We start from the raw sequence: 19,965 nt of genomic DNA on the forward strand, positions 1-19,965 counted from the left end.
AAGTCTCCTAAAGAGTGCGGATAGACGGCTTGGCGCGTTGTCCATCGGGAAAGGATTTGAGCTGCATGTCGAAATAGTCCTCGACAAGTGCCGGGGCGGAAGCGATGCCGAGTGGGGCGGACCGCAGGCTGTGCCTGATGTAAAGCCCGTCAATCAGCGCCGCCGCCCCTTCCGCAATGCGCGCGGCGTCGTCCGGAGGGCAGAGGCGGTTCAGGCTTGCCATGAGATTGGACCGGAGACGGCGGGAATAAATCACCAGCAGGCGGCGGGTTTCTTCCGAGCGCTGCGCCTCGACATAAAATGCAAGCCATGCCGCCACTGTCTCGGGTGTGAACTGGTCGCTCTGGAAGGAGACATGCACGATAGCACTCAGCCGCTCGCGCGGGCCGGAAGCGCGGCTCAACGCCGCCACGGCGTCGCACCTGAGGTCGCGCAAGAGGCTGCGGATGGTTTCCAGCAGGAGCTGCTGCTTGCTGCCGAAATAATGGTGCGCAAGAGCCGCCGACACGCCCGCTTCGCGGGCGATGTCAGACATTGTCACATTCAGCGAACCATGGTGGCCTATGGTGCGTAATGCCGCATCCACCAGCGCCCTGCGGCGCAGAGGCTCCATTCCGATCTTGGGCATCGTCATCTCCTAGATGAAGCGCAAATTATTCTTGATTGATCGATCAATCAATAAAAAATGCGCCATTGTATGTCGCTGATTTGCGATGGATCATTTTTTCCTCCGCCGAGAGGTGACAGTTTCACGCCAGCAGGCTGGCGGCGCGAAGCGATGTCGTCGCCCTGCTCACAGGGGAAAAACTAAACCGTGATATACCGCGAATTGGGAACAGGATGCGTTTCGTGCTATTATGGTCGCTGATACAAGTTTCGCTGGAAGCGGCGCCAGACGAAAGACGATAAAAAAGCCCGCCATAGACCACGACGGCAAGCGATCCGAAAATGGAACGACGCACCGATCGCAGTGTTTAAAGAAGGGAGTGATATGCATGCCCATGGTAACAGTATCGATTTCCCCGGAACAGGCAGCAAGAATGCGCGAAGCCGTGAACTGCGGCGCTTACGCCTCCGGCAGCGAGGTGGTTCGCGAGGCGTTGCGTCTTTGGGCGGCTTCCACCGCGCATGGCGCCGGCACCTCACGGCAGGATGCCGACGCTGACCGAGAGCGCCTGGATGTGGCCGATCTTTATGCCGCCCATAGCGCACACGCGCGCCGGGCTTGATCTTCAGCGTAGCAACCCCTTGATATAAAAGGGTTTGCAACAAAAACTTCACGAAAGCTTCACAGTGATGAAAGCTTTTGTTGACCTGTGATCTGCGATTGTTCGTCCAAAAATAATGGGCCTCGTGGCTTAAAGCCCGGGGAAGGACAGGAGCGGAGACAAAATGCAGGCCGTCACGCTGGAGAACGATGCCATCAGGCGCTTCGCTTCCGGGCACATGTTTCCTATGGCAAAGCTGGTGCTGGAAACGGCATTTCAGCCGATTGTCGAGGCAACGACAGGCACGATTTTCGGTTATGAATCGCTGATGCGCGGCCATGACCGGCTGGGTTTTCCCAATCCGCTGGCGCTTCTCGATCAGGCTGCTGCCGATGGCGAGCTGAAGGCGTTTGAGCAGATGCTCGCAAGCAGGGCGCTGGCGAAATTTTCCACCCTGCCCGACTTCTCCTCCGCCACGCTTTTCCTCAATCTCGATGTGCGGCTCATTCCGCATGGCGATGTCATTCTCGACAAGCTCGTCGGCCATCTGGCCCGGGCGGGCATTCCCGCCTCCTCCATCTGCTTTGAGCTCTCCGAACGGTTCGACAATACCAGCGTCCCTGAATTCACGTCGCTGATCGCCCGCATGCGCAAGGAAGGTTTCAAGCTGGCGATCGACGATTTCGGTGCCGGCCACGGCGAAATGAAGCTGCTCTGCGACTTCCCGCTGGATTACCTCAAGATCGACCGGCATTTCATTTCCGGTCTCGACCATCAGCCCCGCAAGCAGCACCTCGTGCGCAACATCGTCAACATCGCCCATGTTCTCGGCGTGCGCGTGATTGCCGAGGGCATCGAAACCGAAGCGGAATTTCTTACCTGCCGCGAATTCGGCGTCGATCTGGTGCAGGGCTGGCTGATCGCCAAGCCGACGGTCTTTACCAGCGAATTGCCAGAGAGTTTCCCGCATCTCAACCGCATGGGCGTGGCGCGGCGCAACAGCCAGACGCTGGACGAGATTTTGATCCGTCGCGAGATCGAGCGCCTGCCCACCGTTTTCGAACATGACAGCGTCGACAGCGTGTTCGAGCTGTTCCGCAGAAATCCGCAGCAGGCCTTCTTCCCGGTTCTCAACGCCAATGGCGAACCGCGCGGCGTCATCAACGAATATCACCTGAAGGAATATATCTACCGGCCCTTTGGCCGCGACCTGCTCAAGAACAAGATCTATGAGCGCACCATTTCCCATTTCGTCGATCCCGCGCCGATCGTCGGTCTCGATGCGGACGCGGACCAATTGATGAACATGTTCGCCAGCATGGGCGGCAGCGCCTGCATCATCCTCACCGAAAACATGCGTTATGCCGGAATCGTCTCTGCCGCTTCGCTGATCAAGGTCATCAATGAAAAGCAGCTGAAGATGGCGCAGGACCAGAACCCCCTGACCGCGCTGCCGGGCAACCGCGCGATCGGAGGCTTCATTGCCGACAGCTGCAGTGACGGCGACGAGACGCGCTTCTTCTGCTATTGCGACTTCGACAATTTCAAACCCTTCAACGACAAATACGGCTTCAACGCCGGCGACCACGCCATCACCCTGTTTTCGGCGCTGATGCGGCGTTACTTTTTTGCCGGGGACTGCTTCCTTGGCCATATTGGCGGCGACGACTTTTTCATTGGCGTGCGTGACTGGTCCGTCGAAGAACTGACGGAAATACTCGGGCGCCTGCTCAGCGATTTCCACGATGACGTCGCCGGGCTCTATTCCGACGAAGACCGGGCCGCCGGATGCATGAAGGGACAGGACCGCAACGGCAATGAGCGAGACTTTGCACTGCTGCGGTGCTCCATCGGCGTTCTGACCCTGCCGAAGGGATCGATTATCGCCAATCCCGAACGGATCGGCAGCGAGATTGCCGGCGTCAAGGCGGCGGCGAAAGAGAACGAAAGCGGCCTCGTCGTCCAGATCTTCAACGAGACAAATTGATAACAGCGACAAACGGCCTTCTTCCATCGCGCGACCATATAACCTACATCTTGAGGCATCGCTGATACGCAAGGAGGTGCCCCTGGCCATGCCCGACACGACGACCCTGCCCGAAACAATGCGCTTCATTGACCTGCCGTCCCATGGTGGCCCGGAGGTCATGACGATGTCGGAAGCGCCGCTGCCGAGGCCCGCAAAAGGCGAGGTTCTGCTGAAGGTCGAAGCGGCTGGGGTCAATCGCCCCGACGTCGCACAACGACAGGGCACCTACCCTCCGCCAAAAGATGCAAGTCCGATCCTGGGTCTCGAAGTTGCCGGAGAGGTGGTGGCGCTGGGCGAAGGGGTCACTGAATTCAAGTTGGGCGACAAGGTCTGCGCACTCGCCAATGGCGGCGGTTATGCGCAATATTGCGCCGTTCCCGCCGGCCAGGCCCTGCCCTTTCCCAAAGGCTACGATGCCGTCAAGGCCGCCGCCCTGCCGGAAACCTTCTTCACCGTCTGGGCCAATCTGTTCCAGATGGCGGGCCTGACGGAAGGTGAGACCGTGCTCATCCACGGCGGCACCAGTGGCATAGGCACGACGGCGATCCAGCTTGCGAAAGCCTTTGGCGCGGAGGTTTATACAACGGCGGGCTCGGCGGAAAAATGCGAGGCCTGCGTGAAGCTCGGCGCCAAGCGCGCAATCAATTACCGCGAGGAGGATTTCGCTGACGTCGTGAAATCCGAAACCGGCGGCAAGGGCGTCGATGTGGTTCTCGACATGATCGGCGCGTCCTATTTCGAAAAGAATCTTGCCGCACTCGCCAAGGACGGTTGCCTGTCCATCATCGCCTTCCTGGGGGGTGCCGTGGCCGAAAAGGTCGACCTACGCCCGATCATGGTCAAACGCCTGACCGTCACCGGCTCCACCATGCGGCCGCGCACTACCGACGAGAAGCGCGCCATCCGCGATGAGCTTGTCGAGCAGGTCTGGCCGCTCATCGAAAGCGGGCAGGTCGCACCTGTCATCAATCGGATCTTCACGCTTGACGAGGTCGTGGATGCGCACCGGCTAATGGAAAGCAGCAGCCATATCGGCAAGATCGTGATGCGGGTGTCGTGACGTTTGAGCAAGATCGTTGTTTTCATTGACAACACAGCAAAGTGTTGTCAAGAATAACAACATGAAGGCCGTTCTGCTCGAAAAGACGCGCAAAGTGATCAACGAGACGACCTTCTTTGAGGTTGTCCTGTGGCATCTGCCTGAGCCTGTTCCCGGAAGTCTTCACCCGTTCAAATATCGGCTGGCGCTGGTGATCAAAGGGGAATGTGTTCTGCGTTATGACAATGAACGCGGCAAAGGCGATCATCGTCACATGGACGGGCGTGAAGACACCATCGCCTTCACCACGCTCGAAGCCCTGTTCGATGCTTTTCAGGCGGATATGGAAAGGATTTTGTCATGACCGCACTCACCATCCGTCTCAGCACGATCAAGGATATCAAGAGCCGCTTTGTTGCCGCCGGTAATCTGGCCATGTCTGGAGAGCCGGTGGAGGCGAAACCGTCTGTCGAATTTTCAAGCTATGAGGACCTGCACCGCATTCTCGCGCCGCTTCGCCTTGCCATCGTCAAAGCTCTGGGCGGACAGGGACCGCTTTCTATCCGGGAGGTTGCCCGTCGGGTCGGACGGGACGTACAGGCCGTTCATCGCGATGTGACGTCGCTCCTCCATGCGGGCATAATTGAACGGAACGAGGCTGGCATCGAGTTTCCTTATGACAGCATCCACTTCGAATTCGACGTGAAGGCCGCGGATGCGGCATAGGTGTCGGGCGTCCCCCAAGAAGTAATCCCTCTTGCATTACCCACGAATCGTACTACCTTCTATTTATGTTCAACGTATCGGAAGGAGGTGATCCAATGTCTAGTGAGATTTCGGTCTCTGGTGCAGGCAATGGAAAGGGTGGTTTTGCGACGGGGCAGCCCTCGTTGTAAATCTCTTTTGCCTTCGGAACGTTGAGAAACAGTCCCGGGTCTGTAAACAGGACCAAACTCATGGAAGGGTCGCTTAGGCGGCCCTTTTCCGTTTCTGCGTATTTCTTCGAGTATTGGGGAGATCTGCGCCTCGAGTGCCGGTGCGGCAAGCTCTATGCTCGATGCTACTGGTGAAATGTCTCTTCCGTCATACCGGGCTTGACCCGGCACCCAGCCGGCGCGCGGCTGCGCGACGAGAGGAGTTCTTTCAACCCAAGGACTTGGGCTGGCTGGATACCGGATCAAGGCCGGCATGACGGAGAAGTGGGGGCAGCGACAAAATCATCGACCGCCAACTGCGGTCACCTCTCCCTACCTCTTCCCGAACACCTTCCACCGCGTCGGGCGGAACCGCAGTTCGGCACCCACCGCAACGGCGGCGTTGAGCGGCACTTCGATTTCGAGGTGATAGGGCTCATGACCGTTATTGGCGATGTCGATTTCGGCGATGCGGGTGCCGGCAAGGCGGCGACAGGTGGTGACCTTGCCGTAAAGCGCGTCCTTCTCGTCCGTCAGCACCACGTCTTCCGGCCGGAAGAACAATTCGCCCTCGCCTGCGCCGCTTTCATTTACGCCGATGCTCTCGCCCTGGAACAGCACATGGCCATCACGGATCGTGACCGGCAGGCTGGAGGATTCGCCGATGAAGGAGAAGACGAAGGGGGAGTTCGGCGTATCGTAGACATCGTCTGCTGTGCCGACCTGCTCGATCTTGCCCTGGCTCATGACGACGACGCGGTCGGCCAGTTCCAGCGCTTCTTCCTGATCGTGGGTGACGAAGACGGTGGTGTGGCCGGTGCGGTCGTGGAATTCGCGCAACCAGCGGCGCAACTCCTTGCGCACCTTGGCATCGAGCGCGCCGAAAGGCTCGTCGAGAAGCAGCACCTTCGGCTCGATGGCGACGGCGCGGGCGAGCGCCACGCGCTGGCGCTGGCCGCCGGACAGCTGCGTGGGATAACGCTTTTCAAGGCCGGAGAGATGGACCATGTCGAGAAGTTCGGACACGCGTTTGCGTATCTCCGCTTTCGGCGGGCGGCTGGCGGAGGGGCGCACTTTCAAGCCGAAAGCGATGTTGTCGGCCACCGTCATATGGCGGAACAGGGCGTAATGCTGGAACACGAAACCGACATTGCGCTCCTGCACCGTGCGGTGTGACGCGTCTTCGTCGCCGAAGAAAATCTGGCCCTGCGTTGGCTGTTCGAGGCCGGCGATGAGACGCAGCAGCGTCGTCTTGCCGGAACCGGAAGGACCAAGCAGTGCGATCAGCTCGCCGGAGCGAATGTTGAGCGACACGTCGTTCAGCGCCGGAAAGCGATCAAACTGCTTGGTGATGCCGGAAACTTTCACTTCCATGAAGATGCCTTTCAATGCTTGCCGGCTGCGTTGCCCGCGCCAAAGCGTATTTCGAGAATGGTTTTGAGAACGAGGGTCACCAGAGCCAGACCGGCGAGCAGCGTCGCGACGGCGAAGGATGCGCCGATATTGTACTCATTATAGAGTATCTCGACATGCAGCGGCATGGTGTTGGTCTCGCCGCGAATATGGCCAGATACGACGGAGACGGCCCCGAACTCGCCCATGGCGCGGGCGTTGCAGAGCAGCACGCCGTACAGCAGGCCCCATTTGATGTTCGGCAGCGTGACGTACCAGAAGGTCTGCCAGCCCGATGCACCAAGCGAAATCGCCGCCTCCTCATCGCCATTGCCTTGATCCTGCATCAGTGGGATGAGCTCACGCGCGACGAAGGGAAAGGTCACGAAGATGGTGGCGAGCACGATGCCCGGCACCGCAAAGAGGATTTCGATGCCGTAACTTTTCAGCCATGGCCCGAGCACGCTGTGAGAGGAAAACAGGATGACATAGACGAGGCCGGAGATAACCGGAGAGATCGAGAATGGCAGGTCGATCAGCGTGATCAGGAACGCCTTGCCCTTGAACTCGAATTTCGCAATCGCCCAGGCAGCCATCACTCCGAAGATCAGATTGAGCGGCACCGAAATGGCGGCGACGAGCAGCGTCAGGCGAATGGCCGAGAGCGCGTCCGGCTCGACGATCGCCTCCCAGAAGCTTTCCGTGCCCTTGCGGAAGGCTTCGAAGAAGACCGAAACCAGCGGCAGGACGAGAAAGGCGGCGAGGAAGACAAATGCAATGGCGATGAGCGCCAGTCGCGCGGCCAAGCCTTCACTGGCGGGGTCGCGGAACGGTCGCGGCGTGGCACGGGATGCGGTGTCAGACATATCCGTACCTCCTGCGGCTCCAGGCCTGAATGAGATTGATGAGGAACAGCATGGCAAAGGAGATGATCAGCATGATGGTGGCGATGCCGGTGGCCGCCGCATAATTGAACTCCTCCAGCCGGATAACGATGAGGAGCGGCGCGATTTCCGACACGTACGGAATATTGCCGGCAATGAAAATGACCGAGCCGTATTCGCCCACGCCGCGCGCAAAAGCGAGCGCGAAACCGGTGAGGATGGCGGGTGTGAGGCTCGGCAGCAGAATGCGGGTGATGGTCTGGAAACGGTTGGCGCCAAGCGTTGCCGCCACCTCCTCCACCTGCCGGTCGATCTCCTCCATGACCGGCTGCACCGTGCGCACCACGAAGGGCAGGCCGATGAAGATCAGCGCGATGACGATGCCGGTCGGCGTGAACGCGATCTTGATACCCAAAGGTTCAAACAGCGAACCGACCCAGCCGCGATTGGCGTAAAGCGCCGTCAACGCAATACCCGCGACCGCCGTTGGAAGCGCAAAGGGAAGGTCGACAATGGCATCCACGAAGCGGCGGCCGGGAAAACGGTAACGCGTGAGAACCCAGGCAACAATGACGCCGAAGACCACATTGACCAATGCGGCAAGGAACGCCGTGCCGAAGCTGACCCGCAGCGCATTCAGCGTTCGGCTATCCGTGGCGATCGCAATGAAATCTGCAAAACCGAGTTTCGCCGTGGACCAGACAAGGCCGCCCAGCGGAATAAGAATGATGAGAAACAGATAGGTGACGGTGTAACCAAACGTCAGGCCGAAGCCCGGTATGACGCTCGATTGCCGCCACTTCCACCTGCTTCTGGAAATATTGTTGCTCATCAAGGCTCCGGATAATCTTAGTTTTTGAACATTTCCGGGACCGTCAACCGAGGTCTGCCTGTCCTGGAGGTGCTCTCTGGGAGCCGGTATTCCCCCGGCGCTTATTATAAAGTATCGACCGGCATGGCTCCGGTCGATCAGGTTCTGATTTGTCTTGTCCCATGGGGCGGGGTAGCGACGCTTCACCCCATCATCCGCTTACTTCGCGGGCTTGTAAATCTGGTCGAAGATGCCGCCGTCACCAAAATGTTCCGGCTGCGCCTTAGCCCAACCGCCGAAGATCGGGTCGTCAATGGTGACGAGCTTGATATCGGGCAGCTGCTTCAGCAGGTCCTTGGAGACAACGGCCGGGTTCGACGGACGATAAAAGTGTTTCGCCGCAATATTCTGGCCCTCGTCGGAATAGAGATATTGCAGATAGGCTTCGGCCGCCTTGCGGGTGCCCTTGGCGTCGACATTGGCGTCAACCACGGCGACCGGCGGCTCGGCCAGGATAGAGATCGGCGGAACGACGATATCGAAGGCATCGGCACCGAATTCCTGCCCGGCCAAATAGGCTTCGTTTTCCCAGGCGAGCAGCACGTCGCCGATCTGGCGCTGTGCGAAGGTGACCGTGGAACCACGGGCACCGGTGTCGAGAACCGGGGCGCGCTTGTAGAGTTCGCCGACATAGGCCTTGATCTTGTCCTGGTCACCCTTGAACTCTTCATTCGCCCAGGCCCAGGCCGCCAGATAGTTCCAGCGCGCACCGCCCGAGGTCTTCGGGTTCGGCGTCACGATCTGCACGTCGCCCTTCACCAGATCGCCCCAATTATGGATGCCCTTGGGGTTGCCCTTGCGAACGAGGAAAACGATGGTGGAGGTGTAAGGCGAGGAATTATGCGGCAGGCGGCCGCGCCAGTCCTTGTTGATCTTGCCGGAGTTCTGGACGATGGCGTCGATGTCGCTCTGCAGCGCCAACGTCACGACGTCGGCTTCCAGACCGTCGATCACGGAACGCGCCTGCTTGCCGGAGCCGCCATGCGATTGCTGGATCGTGACGTCTTCGCCGGTGTCGGCCTTCCACTTCTTGGCGAAAGCCTCGTTGAAATCCTTGTAGAGTTCACGGGTGGGATCATAGGACACGTTCAGCAGCTTGGTCTGCGCGGCGGCCGAGCCAGCTGCGCCAAGTGCCAGTGAGAGGCTGAGCGCGACAACGCTCAAACCGGACAGAAGCTTGGACATCGGTATTCCCTCCTGATTGCGATGGCTTAACTCTACTGGTTGAGTAGAGTTGGTCAATGAGGCCGAATACGATCGAAAAAGTGTTTCCCTTGAGCGTTTCCACGGGCAACAAATACAGCGCAGCATAAGCGAAAGGCGCAACAAGCGTCGTGTAAAACTTTGCCGGATGCAAAAGCGTTTCACATTTTTGCCGGTTTTTTGCCGCGACGGCGAAAAATATTAGGCGGTTTTAGACGATTTTTTCGTTTGGAAGGAACAGGCAGGGGGGATCATTACAATCTCCTTCTCCGTCATTCCGGCCCTGAGCCGGAATCCAGCCAGCCCAAGTCTTTGGGCTGAAGGAGTCGTTTCGCCGCGCAGACGCGCGTCGGCTGGATTCCGGCTCAAGGCCGGATGACGGACAGTTTGAGAGCCCTCGTTGCAAACTCTCGACAGCGAAACGTGAAAAAAGACGAGTGTCAGGCTGTCAAAAGCTCGGGCACTTCCACCCCAGCCACCGCATCTGCAACGGTGGTGTTAAAAAGGATGTTACGTGTCGCATCGGCCACCCGGGCAAAGACGTGACGGATCTCGCACTGCTTCTCGCCATCGCAATCCTCGCAGCGGCGATAGGCGGTCTGTGAGAGGCAAGGCAGAGGAGCAAGGGGGCCGTCGATGAGCCGCAGCACCTCGCCGAAGGTGATATCATCCGCCGGGCGCGCCAGAAGATAACCACCCTGCTTGCCGCGCCGGCTCTCGACAAGGCGTTCCTTCTTCATTTCGAGAAGGATCTGCTCCAGAAACTTTTTCGGAATGGCCTGTTCGCGGGCAATGTCGGAAATCTGCACAGGGTAGCCGCCGTCGGCCTTGGCCAGCGAAAGAAGCGCCCTCAGCGCATATTTTGCCTTCTGCGAAATCATCGTAAAACCAGTAGATCACAAGCCCGGATACCCGGCAATCACGGCTTAGCGCAGAAGTTGTCACAATTCAAATCCAGGCTGCGAACAAGGTGAACGGGCATCTTTTGCTCATAGCACGCGCGCGAGAGGCATTTTTGCTCTGAAGTGCAGCGCACAAAGACTGTCATTTCTCGTCCAAGAGGCCGATTTCAACAATAATCGGCCATGGAAATCCCGGACGTGACAATGAACATCAATTCAGCGACCATTAATTCAGTAAATGCCTCTACCGATGCCGCTTCCCTGGACGGCACGCTTGCCGGGCTCGATCTGGCGGGTCGGCTCTCGTTTATCGCCGGCCTTGGCGGGCGCGCGGTCTTCACGACCAGCCTTGGCATCGAGGATCAGGTCATCACTGCCGCTATCGGCACCCATCGCCTGCCGATAGACGTTGTCACGCTGGAAACCGGCCGTCTTTTCAAGGAAACCGTCGATCTCATCGACGAAACCGAGGAGCGTTTCGGCATCGAAATCCGTCGTTTCCGTCCCGAGCAGGACGATATCGACGCCTATGTCGAAAAATACGGCCTTAATGGTTTTTACGAAAGCGTTGAAGCGCGCCACGCCTGCTGTCATGTCAGAAAGCTGATCCCGCTCGGAAAGGCGCTTGATAGTGCCGCCTTCTGGATCACCGGCCTCCGCCGCGGCCAGTCGGGCAACCGCGCCACGACGCCGTTTGCCGAATTCGATGCGGATCGCAATCTCATCAAGATCAACCCTTTGGCTGATTGGGATATCGATCTCATCAAGGCGCATGTCGCCGAGGAAAACATTCCCGTCAATCCGTTGCATCAGCGCGGTTACCCGTCCATCGGCTGCGAGCCGTGTACGCGCGCCATCAAGCCCGGTGAGCCTGAGCGCGCCGGACGATGGTGGTGGGAAAACGACGAGAAGCGCGAATGCGGTCTTCACGTCGCCGGTGCGGAGCAGACCTCCGCTACCTCCGCCATCCCGCAACGATAATCATTCAGTACATTCCCGGAGTTCACAATGTCCAACGCAGTCCACGAGACGGACAGCAAGAATACTGTCGCATCCAAGCCGCCGCTCGATCCCCATCTGAAGGCGCTTGAAAACGAAGCTATTCATATCTTTCGCGAAGTCGCAGCCGAATTCGACAAGCCCGTGATGCTCTATTCCATCGGCAAGGACTCGTCCGTGCTGCTGCATCTCGCGCGCAAGGCCTTCTTCCCCGGGCGCATTCCCTTCCCGCTGCTGCACGTCAATACCGGCTGGAAGTTCAAGGAAATGATCGAATTCCGCGACAATATCGTCAGGGAATACGATCTGGAGCTGATCTCCCACACCAATCCGCGCGGTGCGGCGGAGAACATCACGCCCTTCACCCATGGCTCGGCGCTTTACACCGACATCATGAAGACGGAAGCGCTGCGTCAGGCGCTGGATGCCGGCCAGTTCGACGCCGCCTTTGGCGGTGCGCGCCGTGACGAGGAGGCGAGCCGCGCCAAGGAACGCATCTATTCCTTCCGCACGCCCGACCACAAATGGGACCCGCGCAACCAGCGGCCTGAGCTGTGGAACATCTATAACGGCATGGTCCGCAAGGGTGAGAGCGTGCGCGCCTTCCCGCTCTCCAACTGGACCGAAGTCGACATCTGGCGTTACATCGAGGCGGAAAACATTCCGCTGGTGCCGCTCTATTACGCCGCCGAGCGCCCCTATATCGAGCGGGACGGCATGATGATCCTTGCCGAGGACGAGCGCCTGGAGCTTTTGCCCGGCGAAGAGGTCAAGCGTGGCTCGATCCGCTTCCGCACGCTCGGTTGCTTCCCGCTCACAGGTGCGATCCGTTCCGAGGCGGCGACGCTTCAGGATGTGATTGCAGAGCTGGAAATCGCCACCGTATCCGAACGTCAGGGCCGCGCGATTGACCGCGACCAGTCCGGTTCCATGGAGAAGAAGAAGCGCGAGGGCTATTTCTGATGACCGCTTCTGCCACCACCAACATTTCCACGGCCACCATTTTGCCCTTCGCCGAGCATTCGAAAGCAGCGCGCGACACCCGCCCGCTGCGTCTCATCACCTGCGGCAGCGTGGATGACGGCAAGTCGACCCTGATCGGCCGTCTCCTCTGGGACACCAAGGCCGTCAAGGAAGACCAGGCCGCAACGCTGCACCGCGATAGCGGCAAGCAGAACGATCTCGGCCTGCCTGATTTCGCACTGCTGCTGGATGGCCTTCAGGCGGAGCGCGAACAGGGCATCACCATCGATGTCGCCTATCGTTATTTCGCCACCGACCGGCGCGCCTTCATCGTCGCCGACACGCCCGGCCATGAACAATATACCCGCAATATGGCGACCGGCGCTTCCACCGCCGATCTGGCCGTGCTGCTCGTCGATGCCCGCACCGGCATTCTGGAGCAGACGCGCCGCCACGCTACCATCGCGGCGCTGATGGGCATCCGGCAATTCGTGCTGGCCGTCAACAAGATCGACCTGACCAATTATGACAAGGCCGGTTTTGAACTGATTGCCCACGAGTTCCGCGATTTCGCATCCGATCTCGGCATCAAGCAGATCACCGCCATTCCGATGTCGGCGCTGAAGGGTGAAAACGTCGTTCTGTCAGGCAAGGCCTCCATGCCCTGGTATGAAGGCCCGACGCTGGTGGAAACGCTGGAACTGGCGACCGTCCGCTCCGCGCAATCGGGCGGCTTCCGCTTTCCCGTGCAGCGCGTTTCGCGTCCGGGCGAGAGCTTCCGCGGTTATCAGGGCACGGTCGCCGGCGGTTCGGTGAAGCCGGGCGACAGCGTCGTCATCCTGCCTTCTGGCATGGTCGCCAACGTCAAGCAGATCGTCACTTTCGATCTGGTGCGCAATGCCGCCGTGGCAGGCGATGCCGTCACTCTCGTTCTTGATCGTCAGGTGGATGTGTCGCGCGGCGACATGATCGCTTCCATCGAGGCCCAGCCACAAACGGGCCTTGCCTTCGACGCGCAGATCGTGGCTTTGCAGCCCGGAGGCATCGAGGCAGGCAAGCGCTACTGGCTGAAAAGCGGAAGCCGTCGCCAGCGTGTCAGTGTGCAGCCCGTCAGCCAGCTGAACCTCAAGGAAGGCGAATGGCAGGCGCATGAGACGTCGTTGCCAATGAACGCCATCGGCAAGGTACGGCTTTCCTTCGATGAGACCGCCATCTTCGATTCCTACGAACAAAACCGCGCAACGGGCTCGTTCATCCTGATTGACCCCGACACCAACAACACGGTTGCGGGCGGCATGATATCGGCCAAGCGCAGCGTGGGTGCGACAGAGGAACAGGGCGACCGCGTCATTCTCTCGCTTCCCGCCGGTCTTGCGGAAAAGCTGCTGGCAAGCGAGCTGCTGGCACGCCACCGGGACGAGATCGACATCCGCCGAACCGATGCGGCGACCGCGTCGCGGCTGATCGACGATCTGAACTGACGGCGTCCTCCATAACGACAAAAGGCGACCGCCGAGCGGTCGCCTTTTTGGTTTGTATCTAGTGTCGGGTGCGGCTTAAAACACGAACATATAAAGCAGAATGATCACGAAAACCGGTACACCCATAGCCCACAGTGCGATACCCTTCAGCATGTTATCCTCCATTGTTGTCTGGTTAGATAACGGCTGAGGCGCGGTTGCGTTCCCTAGATCATGGTCTGGCTTCGGATGTGCGAAATTGCCGGCCGCGCGCACAACGATGGAAACCTTCATATCCGGTCATCCGTCCAGGTCGCGCTGAAACCGGCGATGGCCTTTGGCCGCATCCTGCCCGCTCAATAGCCATTTCCAAACGAACTTTATCTGCGACAATAAAGCAGTCAAACGCTGTAATTTGTGGGGAAAGCATCGGGAAAGCTTCAAGCTGGTCGGAGTGAGAGGATTCGAACCTCCGACCCCCACGTCCCGAACGTGGTGCGCTACCAGACTGCGCTACACTCCGTGACCAGCGGCGCTTCTATAGACCAGCCTCCGGCGTTCGACAAGCGGCTTGGCGTATTTTTTATGACAAGTTTTGTCCATCCATGAAAACCTGCGTGGCCATGACCAATGAGCCGGGGCTGGGCGGTAAAAAACGTTACAAAAAAGCAATTGTGGCAGGAAATTTTCGTCAATTCGTGCACCTCCCCTGCCCGCCGCCGTCAAATCTGCTAGGGGAACGGAATGACCGGCGGAAAGCCGGACACGGCACAAAGGACATTTCACCATGCTTTTTCGCAGCGTAACGCTTGCAGCGTTTGCCATTACGCTCTCCGCCTGCACCACATCCAACGGCAGCTCCACCACCCCCTCTTTCACCCAGAAGAGCCCTGTCGAAACCCGCTGGGTCGGCCAGTCCGCCGGCATTTTCTTTGCAAAATTCGGCCCACCGCTCAGCGACACGGAAACCGGCAGCTCCACGGTCTATAACTGGCGCGGCGGCTACAAGAAGGCCACCATTCCGGCGAAGTTCGAAGAAGGCAAGGACGGCAAGAAGGGTCGCCAGATCTCGCCCGCCCGCACCGCCTCGCTCTCCTGCACCGTACAGCTCGTCGTTTCCAGCGACTACAAGATCACCGCCGTCCGCACGGTCTCCGACCGCCCCGGCGTCAATGGCCCGAGCTACTGCGCGGAGTTCCTCGCCGCGAACTAAGCTCTCATACGAGACACATCAAAAAAAGGCTCGCCCGACCGGCGGGCCTTTTCACTTTTTTGAGATTTTTTGTCGTAGTCGCGAAAAACTGGCGCTCGACACCGGACTGAAGCGGTTCAATGCTGCTTCCTGGCTTTCGATGTCTTTTCGCCACATCCCGGCATTAGGGCGCCATTCAACCGTTTGAAACTGCCGCCTTCCCGTCGTACCAAACAAAATTTGCCCAACGGCAAGAGAACCATGCCTGCCCGATAATGGAAAACGACCTCTGATGCCGTGCAAGATCACCTGAACTGACATGGTCCAGGCCGGGTTGTGCCACTTTCCGCTTTGCTATAACGGGGCGGCCGGGAGGAGTGTTTTTGACACATAACAAGAATCAGGTACGGCCGTGACTCCCATCGAACAAGACAAATCCCAGCTCACTGATCTCTCTGCGGACAACTCCCTTTCCCAGGCATTGCCAATGAACCGCAGACAGGTTCTGGGCGGCGCGCTTGCCGGACTTGCCGTTGCAGCGCTGCCCTCTTCGCCGCTTCTCGCAAATACGACTGCCAAGAAGGTCGACGTTCTCCTCATCGGCGGCGGCATCATGAGCGCGACGCTCGGTGTGTGGCTGCGCGAACTGGAGCCCACCTGGTCGATGCAGATGCTGGAGCGGCTGGATGGCGTGGCGCTTGAAAGCTCCAACGGCTGGAACAATGCCGGCACCGGCCATTCCGCGCTTGCCGAGCTGAACTACACGCCTGAAGACGACAAGGGCAACATCAAGATTTCCCAGGCCGTCAACATCAATGAATCCTTCCAGATTTCCCGGCAGTTCTGGGCATGGCAGGTTCGCAACGGCGTTCTGAAGAACCCGCGCTCCTTTATCAACCACACGCCGCATATGAGCTTCGTCTGGGGCGACGAGAACGTCGCCTATCTGGAAAAGCGCTATCAGGCGCTGAAGGCGAGCCCGCTCTTCGCCGGCATGGAATTCTCCACCGATCCCGAGCAGATCAAGAAGTGGGTGCCGCTGATGATGGAAGGCCGCGATCCTTCCCAGAAGATCGGCGCAACCTGGTCGCCGCTCGGCACCGACATGGAATTCGGCGAAATCACCCGCCAGTTCGTCTCGCATCTGCAGAGCGACCGGAATTTCGACCTGCAGGTCAACAGCGAGGTTTCCGACATCCAGCGTAATGCCGATGGCAGCTGGCGCGTGACCTATACCAACACGAAGACCGATGCCGAACAGGTGGTGGATGCGAAATTCGTGTTCATCGGCGCCGGCGGCGGCGCGCTGCATCTGCTGCAGATGTCCGGCATTCCGGAAGCCGATGATTATGCCGGTTTCCCTGTCGGCGGCTCGTTCCTCATCAACGAAAACCCCGACGTGACGATGCAGCATCTGGCCAAGGCCTATGGCAAGGCCTCGGTCGGCTCGCCGCCCATGTCGGTTCCGCATCTGGATACCCGCGTTCTGGGTGGGAAGCGCGTCATCCTCTTCGGACCTTTCGCCACCTTCTCCACCAAGTTCCTGAAGGAAGGTTCCTATTTCGATCTCGTCTCCTCGGTAACGACCAGCAATGCCTGGCCGATGGTGCGCGTCGGCGTCGATGAATATCCGCTGGTCGAATATCTCGCCGGCCAGTTGATGATGTCGGATGACGACCGTTTTGCTGCGCTGAAGGAATATTTCCCGAATGCCAAGCAGGGCGAATGGCGTCTCTGGCAGGCAGGCCAGCGCGTGCAGATCATCAAGCGCGACGAAGAAAAAGGCGGCGTGCTCAGGCTCGGAACCGAAGTGGTTTCCGCCAAGGACGGCAGCATCGCCGGCCTGCTCGGCGCGTCTCCGGGCGCCTCCACCGCCGCACCGATCATGCTCAGCGTTCTGGAAAAGGTCTTCAAGGACAAGGTGGCAACACCGGAATGGCAGGCCAAGATCCGCCAGATCGTGCCGAGCTATGGCACCAAGCTCAATGACGACCCGGAAAAGGTACGTGAGGAATGGGCCTACACCGCCGAACACCTGCAACTGCCGACCCCGCCGCAGATCGACCTTGAGGCGCTGAAGGCAGCTGGCTCGGCCCCTGCGGGCGCGCCGGTGAAGAAGGTGCCGGATATCGCGCTTTAAGGCATCGTCGCGAGATTTAAGATTGGACGCCGCGTGTCTCTGGATGCGCGGCGTTTTTTGTTGAAGGCGAGCGCCACCCGGAAATTTTTCCACCCGCCCGCATGCTGGTTGAAGCGCTTTATATCATTCTCTACGAAACCGTGCCGGATACCGATGGCGACAATATACGATCCGTGGAAATAGTTCGCGTCAGTACGGTCGCCGGGATCTGCGGATACTGTTTTGACTTGGGGATAGATGGCTGGGGCGCCAGGATTCGAACCTGGGAATGCCGGTACCAAAAACCGGTGCCTTACCGCTTGGCGACGCCCCAACAGGGCAGTGTAAGCGAAACGCCGCTGCCCGAACCGCGCCTGATTAGCAAAGCCGGACCGGCGCGGCAATGACCCGGCGAGCAATTTTTTCACAAAATACAAGCTTTTTGGGTGCCCGGCCGCGGGCAGCATGATAGGGCTTGGCGATTGTGCGGCGGGTGTCGTCTGCACGGGCGGCATGGCATTCATTCAGGAGGTCTCGATGGCGGACCCGGCATTCGATCTCGATTTCAAGCCGGCCTATGGCGAGGCGGTCCCTGTCGCCCCGCTCGTCCAGCGTATCACCGTCAACAATCCTTCCGCCTTTACCTTCCATGGCACCAACTCCTATATCGTTGGCGACCGCTCCGTTGCCGTCATCGATCCCGGCCCGGAGGATGAGGCGCATTTTCAGGCGCTGATGGCTGCGCTCGAAGGCCGCGAAGTCACGCACATCTTCGTCAGCCACACCCATCGCGATCATTCGCCGCTTGCCCGCAGGCTGGCGCAGGCGACCGGGGCGCTGACGGTGGCGGAAGGCCCGCACCGCGCCGCCCGGCCGCTGCATGTGGGCGAGACCAACCCCTTTGCCGAAAGTTCCGATACGGCGTTCGTGCCTGACATCGCGCTTGGCGACGGGCAGAGCCTTTCCGGCGATGGCTGGACATTGACGGCGCTGCATACGCCGGGCCACACCGCCAACCACGCTGCCTTTGCGCTGGAGGGCAGCGGCATCGTCTTTTCGGCCGATCACGTCATGGCCTGGGCCACCACCATCGTCGCCCCGCCGGATGGGGCGATGAGCGACTACATGGCTTCACTGGAGCGGCTGCTTGCCCGCGACGACCGGTTGTTTCTGCCTGGCCATGGCGGCCCGGTCACCGATCCCGCCGCCTTCATGCGCGGCTTGCGCGCCCACCGCCGCATGCGGGAAAAGGCGGTGCTGAAACGTATCCGGGACGGCGACCGGCTGATCGCCGACATGGTGAAGGTGATCTATGCCAGCACCGACAAGCGTCTGCATGGCGCGGCCGCACTTTCCGTACTGGCGCATATCGAGGATCTGATCGAAAAGGGCGAAGTGCGGACGGATGGCGCGCCTTCGCTGCTGGGCGAGTATTTTCCGGCGTGACCGGGTTTTAAGGCGCGAATTCTCAAGATGCTTTCGCCGATTACGCCCTGTTCGATAGGGAACGAGCGGATGCCACCTGTTTCATCTCCCCGCCGGGAGAAGTCCGCGGCAGCGGGATGAGGGGGCGCGGGTAGAGATATACCGAGAGCCAGCCCCCTCATCCGACCCTTCGGGCCACCTTCTCCCCCTCGGGGAGAAGAAACTCGCGGCGATGCAGAGCCCAAATCTTGCCGAAGCTTAGCGCCAGCCAAGCCTTCGGCGTCTGGCCTCAATTGTCGTTCAGACCTTGCATTTCCGCATCCAGCGCATCGAGATAGGCTTCGGCAATCGCGGCGCCCATGCCAAGATCATGCGGGCCGTAGCGGGAGGCGACGCGGATGTCGACGATGGTGGTCTCGGCTTCTTCCCTGAGGCGGATGAGGATATCGAAACGCAGGCCCCAGATGCGGGTGCGGGTTTCGCCCTGCATCAGCACCACCCCGCTGCCGTTAAAGAAAGTCGGCTGCGGTGCTTCTGCCGGGCGGGCCATGGGCACGGGCACGACAGACGGCAGGTCCTCAACAGGCGCATCCTCCGCCGGCTGCGTCCGATCCTGCGGCGGCACGCCGACAGAGGGTGCATCTTCCGCTCCGATCACGCCCTTTGTATGGGTAATGTGGATGGACTGGGCGGCAGCCATTTTTTTGGCGGCGGCATAGATGCGGTCAATCGCGCCTTCATAGCGGCGGCCGGCGAGGCTGGCATAGGCCTCCATCTGCGCGTCGCGATCAGCCTTGGTGATGACGGCGGGCCGCACCAGCCATTGCTGGTTGGTGGCTGGCGTCACGAGCCACTCCGGCACGTCGCTGAGATCGGTGGAAATGTCGTAAATCTTCGGTTGCTGCCCGTAGAGAAAGGCGCCGTAGCCAACCACACCCAGCGGCAGGCCCGACAGAAGCAGCGCCGCCAGCGCCGAAAGGCCGCCGCGCGCGCCCTTGGTCCATAAGCGCTCCAGGCCGATCAGCGCCAGAACGACCGCCGCGAGCGCGATGCCCGCCGCGATGATGAGCAGGCCGACAAAATCGGGCGTCGTCAGCGGGCCGAACCGGTGGACGCCCGCCGCAATCAAAAACAGCACCAGCGCCGCAAGCCCCAGATAACGGGAAAGATAGGCGGCAATCGAAAATGGCCGGACGAAACGCACAGTCATGAAAGCGGATATCCGTTAGATCGCATTGGCTAAAGAGCGTTGCACCCGAATTATCGGCAGGGAATCACCTGCATATGATGTCATAGACCGGATTGGCGCCAAGGAAAACAAAGGAGAGGCAATAGACCCGTCAACCGCGCGACGTTCTCCTTCGT

The 19,965-nt window shown here is 59.7% G+C and carries 19 protein-coding genes, 2 tRNA genes and 1 pseudogene; 12 read left to right on the forward strand and 10 right to left on the reverse strand.

The genetic code is table 11. From position 1 onward, the window contains the following. Positions 1–7: 7 nt before the first annotated feature. Positions 8–628 carry a transcriptional regulator BetI gene (gene betI / locus FS804_RS05705; RefSeq protein WP_144575498.1) on the reverse strand — a complete coding sequence of 207 codons (621 nt, stop codon included), beginning with the start codon at positions 626–628 and terminating at the stop codon, positions 8–10. Positions 629–995: 367 nt separating this feature from the next. On the opposite strand from betI, the gene FS804_RS05710 reads away from it, so the two are divergent. The 5 genes from FS804_RS05710 to FS804_RS05730 all read left to right on the forward strand — a co-directional run bounded on the left by FS804_RS05710 (position 996) and on the right by FS804_RS05730 (position 5,002). Further along, positions 996–1,229, forward strand: a complete 234-nt coding sequence (locus FS804_RS05710) for a type II toxin-antitoxin system ParD family antitoxin (RefSeq protein ID WP_063951094.1) — start codon at positions 996–998, stop codon at positions 1,227–1,229. Between the two features lie 163 nt (positions 1,230–1,392). Continuing rightward, positions 1,393–3,195, forward strand: a complete 1,803-nt coding sequence (locus FS804_RS05715; RefSeq protein ID WP_144575501.1) for a GGDEF domain-containing protein — start codon at positions 1,393–1,395, stop codon at positions 3,193–3,195. Positions 3,196–3,283: 88 nt separating this feature from the next. Then, positions 3,284–4,297, forward strand: a complete 1,014-nt coding sequence (locus tag FS804_RS05720; RefSeq protein ID WP_186376669.1) for an NAD(P)H-quinone oxidoreductase — start codon at positions 3,284–3,286, stop codon at positions 4,295–4,297. A 61-nt stretch (positions 4,298–4,358) separates the two neighbouring features. After that, positions 4,359–4,640, forward strand: a complete 282-nt coding sequence (locus FS804_RS05725; protein ID WP_144575504.1) for a DUF6516 family protein — start codon at positions 4,359–4,361, stop codon at positions 4,638–4,640. Further along, on the forward strand, positions 4,637–5,002 hold the full coding sequence (locus tag FS804_RS05730) for a helix-turn-helix domain-containing protein (protein ID WP_144575507.1): 366 nt from the start codon (positions 4,637–4,639) through the stop codon (positions 5,000–5,002). Before FS804_RS05725 ends, FS804_RS05730 begins: the two co-directional genes overlap by 4 nt. 521 nt (positions 5,003–5,523) lie before the next feature. On the opposite strand, the gene FS804_RS05740 is transcribed toward FS804_RS05730, so the two are convergent. The 5 genes from FS804_RS05740 to FS804_RS05760 all read right to left on the reverse strand — a co-directional run bounded on the left by FS804_RS05740 (position 5,524) and on the right by FS804_RS05760 (position 10,421). Further along, positions 5,524–6,564, reverse strand: a complete 1,041-nt coding sequence (locus FS804_RS05740; RefSeq protein WP_144575509.1) for a sulfate/molybdate ABC transporter ATP-binding protein — start codon at positions 6,562–6,564, stop codon at positions 5,524–5,526. Between the two features lie 11 nt (positions 6,565–6,575). Next, positions 6,576–7,448 carry a sulfate ABC transporter permease subunit CysW gene (gene cysW / locus FS804_RS05745; protein ID WP_144575512.1) on the reverse strand — a complete coding sequence of 291 codons (873 nt, stop codon included), beginning with the start codon at positions 7,446–7,448 and terminating at the stop codon, positions 6,576–6,578. After that, the gene (cysT, locus tag FS804_RS05750; protein ID WP_144575515.1) at positions 7,441–8,298 is read right to left on the reverse strand and encodes a sulfate ABC transporter permease subunit CysT; all 858 of its coding nucleotides are present in this window, start codon (positions 8,296–8,298) and stop codon (positions 7,441–7,443) included. Before cysT ends, cysW begins: the two co-directional genes overlap by 8 nt. A gap of 198 nt (positions 8,299–8,496) precedes the next feature. Then, complete coding sequence (locus FS804_RS05755; RefSeq protein WP_063950827.1) at positions 8,497–9,522, reverse strand: sulfate ABC transporter substrate-binding protein; 1,026 nt, start codon at positions 9,520–9,522, stop codon at positions 8,497–8,499. Positions 9,523–9,980: 458 nt separating this feature from the next. Beyond that, complete coding sequence (locus FS804_RS05760; RefSeq protein ID WP_063950826.1) at positions 9,981–10,421, reverse strand: Rrf2 family transcriptional regulator; 441 nt, start codon at positions 10,419–10,421, stop codon at positions 9,981–9,983. A 204-nt stretch (positions 10,422–10,625) separates the two neighbouring features. On the opposite strand from FS804_RS05760, the gene FS804_RS05765 reads away from it, so the two are divergent. Genes FS804_RS05765 through cysN form a run of 3 tightly spaced genes read left to right on the forward strand, consistent with a single transcriptional unit; the run spans position 10,626 to position 13,885 of the window. After that, positions 10,626–11,423 (forward strand): phosphoadenylyl-sulfate reductase, encoded by a 798-nt coding sequence (locus FS804_RS05765; protein ID WP_144575519.1) that lies wholly within the window; start codon positions 10,626–10,628, stop codon positions 11,421–11,423. A gap of 27 nt (positions 11,424–11,450) precedes the next feature. After that, the gene (cysD, locus tag FS804_RS05770) at positions 11,451–12,404 is read left to right on the forward strand and encodes a sulfate adenylyltransferase subunit CysD (protein ID WP_144575522.1); all 954 of its coding nucleotides are present in this window, start codon (positions 11,451–11,453) and stop codon (positions 12,402–12,404) included. Next, entirely contained in the window at positions 12,404–13,885 is a 1,482-nt protein-coding gene (gene cysN / locus FS804_RS05775; RefSeq protein ID WP_186376670.1) for a sulfate adenylyltransferase subunit CysN, read from the forward strand. The genes cysD and cysN overlap by 1 nt, the downstream gene beginning before the upstream one ends. Positions 13,886–13,960: 75 nt before the next feature. Here the strand turns inward: cysN and FS804_RS05780 are convergent, their stop codons facing one another. Next, positions 13,961–14,158, reverse strand: a complete 198-nt coding sequence (locus tag FS804_RS05780; protein WP_144575528.1) for a hypothetical protein — start codon at positions 14,156–14,158, stop codon at positions 13,961–13,963. Between the two features lie 152 nt (positions 14,159–14,310). Then, a tRNA-Pro gene (locus FS804_RS05785) sits at positions 14,311–14,387 on the reverse strand. A gap of 264 nt (positions 14,388–14,651) precedes the next feature. Between FS804_RS05785 and FS804_RS05790 the strand changes: the two genes are divergently transcribed. The 3 genes and pseudogenes from FS804_RS05790 to FS804_RS25130 form a co-directional block, all read left to right on the forward strand. Beyond that, positions 14,652–15,077 (forward strand): hypothetical protein, encoded by a 426-nt coding sequence (locus FS804_RS05790; RefSeq protein WP_063950822.1) that lies wholly within the window; start codon positions 14,652–14,654, stop codon positions 15,075–15,077. A gap of 466 nt (positions 15,078–15,543) precedes the next feature. Beyond that, a complete protein-coding gene (gene mqo / locus FS804_RS05795; protein ID WP_246665851.1) occupies positions 15,544–17,196 on the forward strand; it encodes a malate dehydrogenase (quinone) in 1,653 nt (550 codons plus the stop codon). Positions 17,197–17,261: 65 nt separating this feature from the next. Then, positions 17,262–17,422, forward strand: a pseudogene (locus FS804_RS25130) (type II toxin-antitoxin system RelE/ParE family toxin); the annotation flags it as partial. A 12-nt stretch (positions 17,423–17,434) separates the two neighbouring features. On the opposite strand, the gene FS804_RS05805 reads toward FS804_RS25130, so the two are convergent. Then, a tRNA-Gln gene (locus tag FS804_RS05805) sits at positions 17,435–17,509 on the reverse strand. 203 nt (positions 17,510–17,712) lie between these two features. Between FS804_RS05805 and FS804_RS05810 the strand changes: the two genes are divergently transcribed. Continuing rightward, entirely contained in the window at positions 17,713–18,621 is a 909-nt protein-coding gene (locus FS804_RS05810; protein WP_144575531.1) for an MBL fold metallo-hydrolase, read from the forward strand. A 268-nt stretch (positions 18,622–18,889) separates the two neighbouring features. Here the strand turns inward: FS804_RS05810 and FS804_RS05815 are convergent, their stop codons facing one another. Next, positions 18,890–19,810, reverse strand: a complete 921-nt coding sequence (locus FS804_RS05815) for a DUF1499 domain-containing protein (RefSeq protein WP_144575533.1) — start codon at positions 19,808–19,810, stop codon at positions 18,890–18,892. Positions 19,811–19,965 lie beyond the last annotated feature (155 nt).

Origin of the sequence: Agrobacterium sp. DE0009 (assembly GCF_007680755.1) — a bacterium.
GTDB classification, from domain to species: domain Bacteria; phylum Pseudomonadota; class Alphaproteobacteria; order Rhizobiales; family Rhizobiaceae; genus Agrobacterium; species Agrobacterium tumefaciens_B.

What these genes read in the sequence shown, in the direction of transcription:
- betI (WP_144575498.1), bottom strand. Translation starts at nt 628, where the DNA reads ATGCCCAAGATCGGAATGGAGCCTCTGCGCCGCAGGGCGCTGGTGGAT.
- FS804_RS05710 (WP_063951094.1), top strand. Translation starts at nt 996, where the DNA reads ATGCCCATGGTAACAGTATCGATTTCCCCGGAACAGGCAGCAAGAATG.
- FS804_RS05715 (WP_144575501.1), top strand. Translation starts at nt 1,393, where the DNA reads ATGCAGGCCGTCACGCTGGAGAACGATGCCATCAGGCGCTTCGCTTCC.
- FS804_RS05720 (WP_186376669.1), top strand. Translation starts at nt 3,284, where the DNA reads ATGCCCGACACGACGACCCTGCCCGAAACAATGCGCTTCATTGACCTG.
- FS804_RS05725 (WP_144575504.1), top strand. Translation starts at nt 4,359, where the DNA reads ATGAAGGCCGTTCTGCTCGAAAAGACGCGCAAAGTGATCAACGAGACG.
- FS804_RS05730 (WP_144575507.1), top strand. Translation starts at nt 4,637, where the DNA reads ATGACCGCACTCACCATCCGTCTCAGCACGATCAAGGATATCAAGAGC.
- FS804_RS05740 (WP_144575509.1), bottom strand. Translation starts at nt 6,564, where the DNA reads ATGGAAGTGAAAGTTTCCGGCATCACCAAGCAGTTTGATCGCTTTCCG.
- cysW (WP_144575512.1), bottom strand. Translation starts at nt 7,448, where the DNA reads ATGTCTGACACCGCATCCCGTGCCACGCCGCGACCGTTCCGCGACCCC.
- cysT (WP_144575515.1), bottom strand. Translation starts at nt 8,298, where the DNA reads ATGAGCAACAATATTTCCAGAAGCAGGTGGAAGTGGCGGCAATCGAGC.
- FS804_RS05755 (WP_063950827.1), bottom strand. Translation starts at nt 9,522, where the DNA reads ATGTCCAAGCTTCTGTCCGGTTTGAGCGTTGTCGCGCTCAGCCTCTCA.
- FS804_RS05760 (WP_063950826.1), bottom strand. Translation starts at nt 10,421, where the DNA reads ATGATTTCGCAGAAGGCAAAATATGCGCTGAGGGCGCTTCTTTCGCTG.
- FS804_RS05765 (WP_144575519.1), top strand. Translation starts at nt 10,626, where the DNA reads ATGGAAATCCCGGACGTGACAATGAACATCAATTCAGCGACCATTAAT.
- cysD (WP_144575522.1), top strand. Translation starts at nt 11,451, where the DNA reads ATGTCCAACGCAGTCCACGAGACGGACAGCAAGAATACTGTCGCATCC.
- cysN (WP_186376670.1), top strand. Translation starts at nt 12,404, where the DNA reads ATGACCGCTTCTGCCACCACCAACATTTCCACGGCCACCATTTTGCCC.
- FS804_RS05780 (WP_144575528.1), bottom strand. Translation starts at nt 14,158, where the DNA reads ATGAAGGTTTCCATCGTTGTGCGCGCGGCCGGCAATTTCGCACATCCG.
- FS804_RS05790 (WP_063950822.1), top strand. Translation starts at nt 14,652, where the DNA reads ATGCTTTTTCGCAGCGTAACGCTTGCAGCGTTTGCCATTACGCTCTCC.
- mqo (WP_246665851.1), top strand. Translation starts at nt 15,544, where the DNA reads ATGAACCGCAGACAGGTTCTGGGCGGCGCGCTTGCCGGACTTGCCGTT.
- FS804_RS05810 (WP_144575531.1), top strand. Translation starts at nt 17,713, where the DNA reads ATGGCGGACCCGGCATTCGATCTCGATTTCAAGCCGGCCTATGGCGAG.
- FS804_RS05815 (WP_144575533.1), bottom strand. Translation starts at nt 19,810, where the DNA reads ATGACTGTGCGTTTCGTCCGGCCATTTTCGATTGCCGCCTATCTTTCC.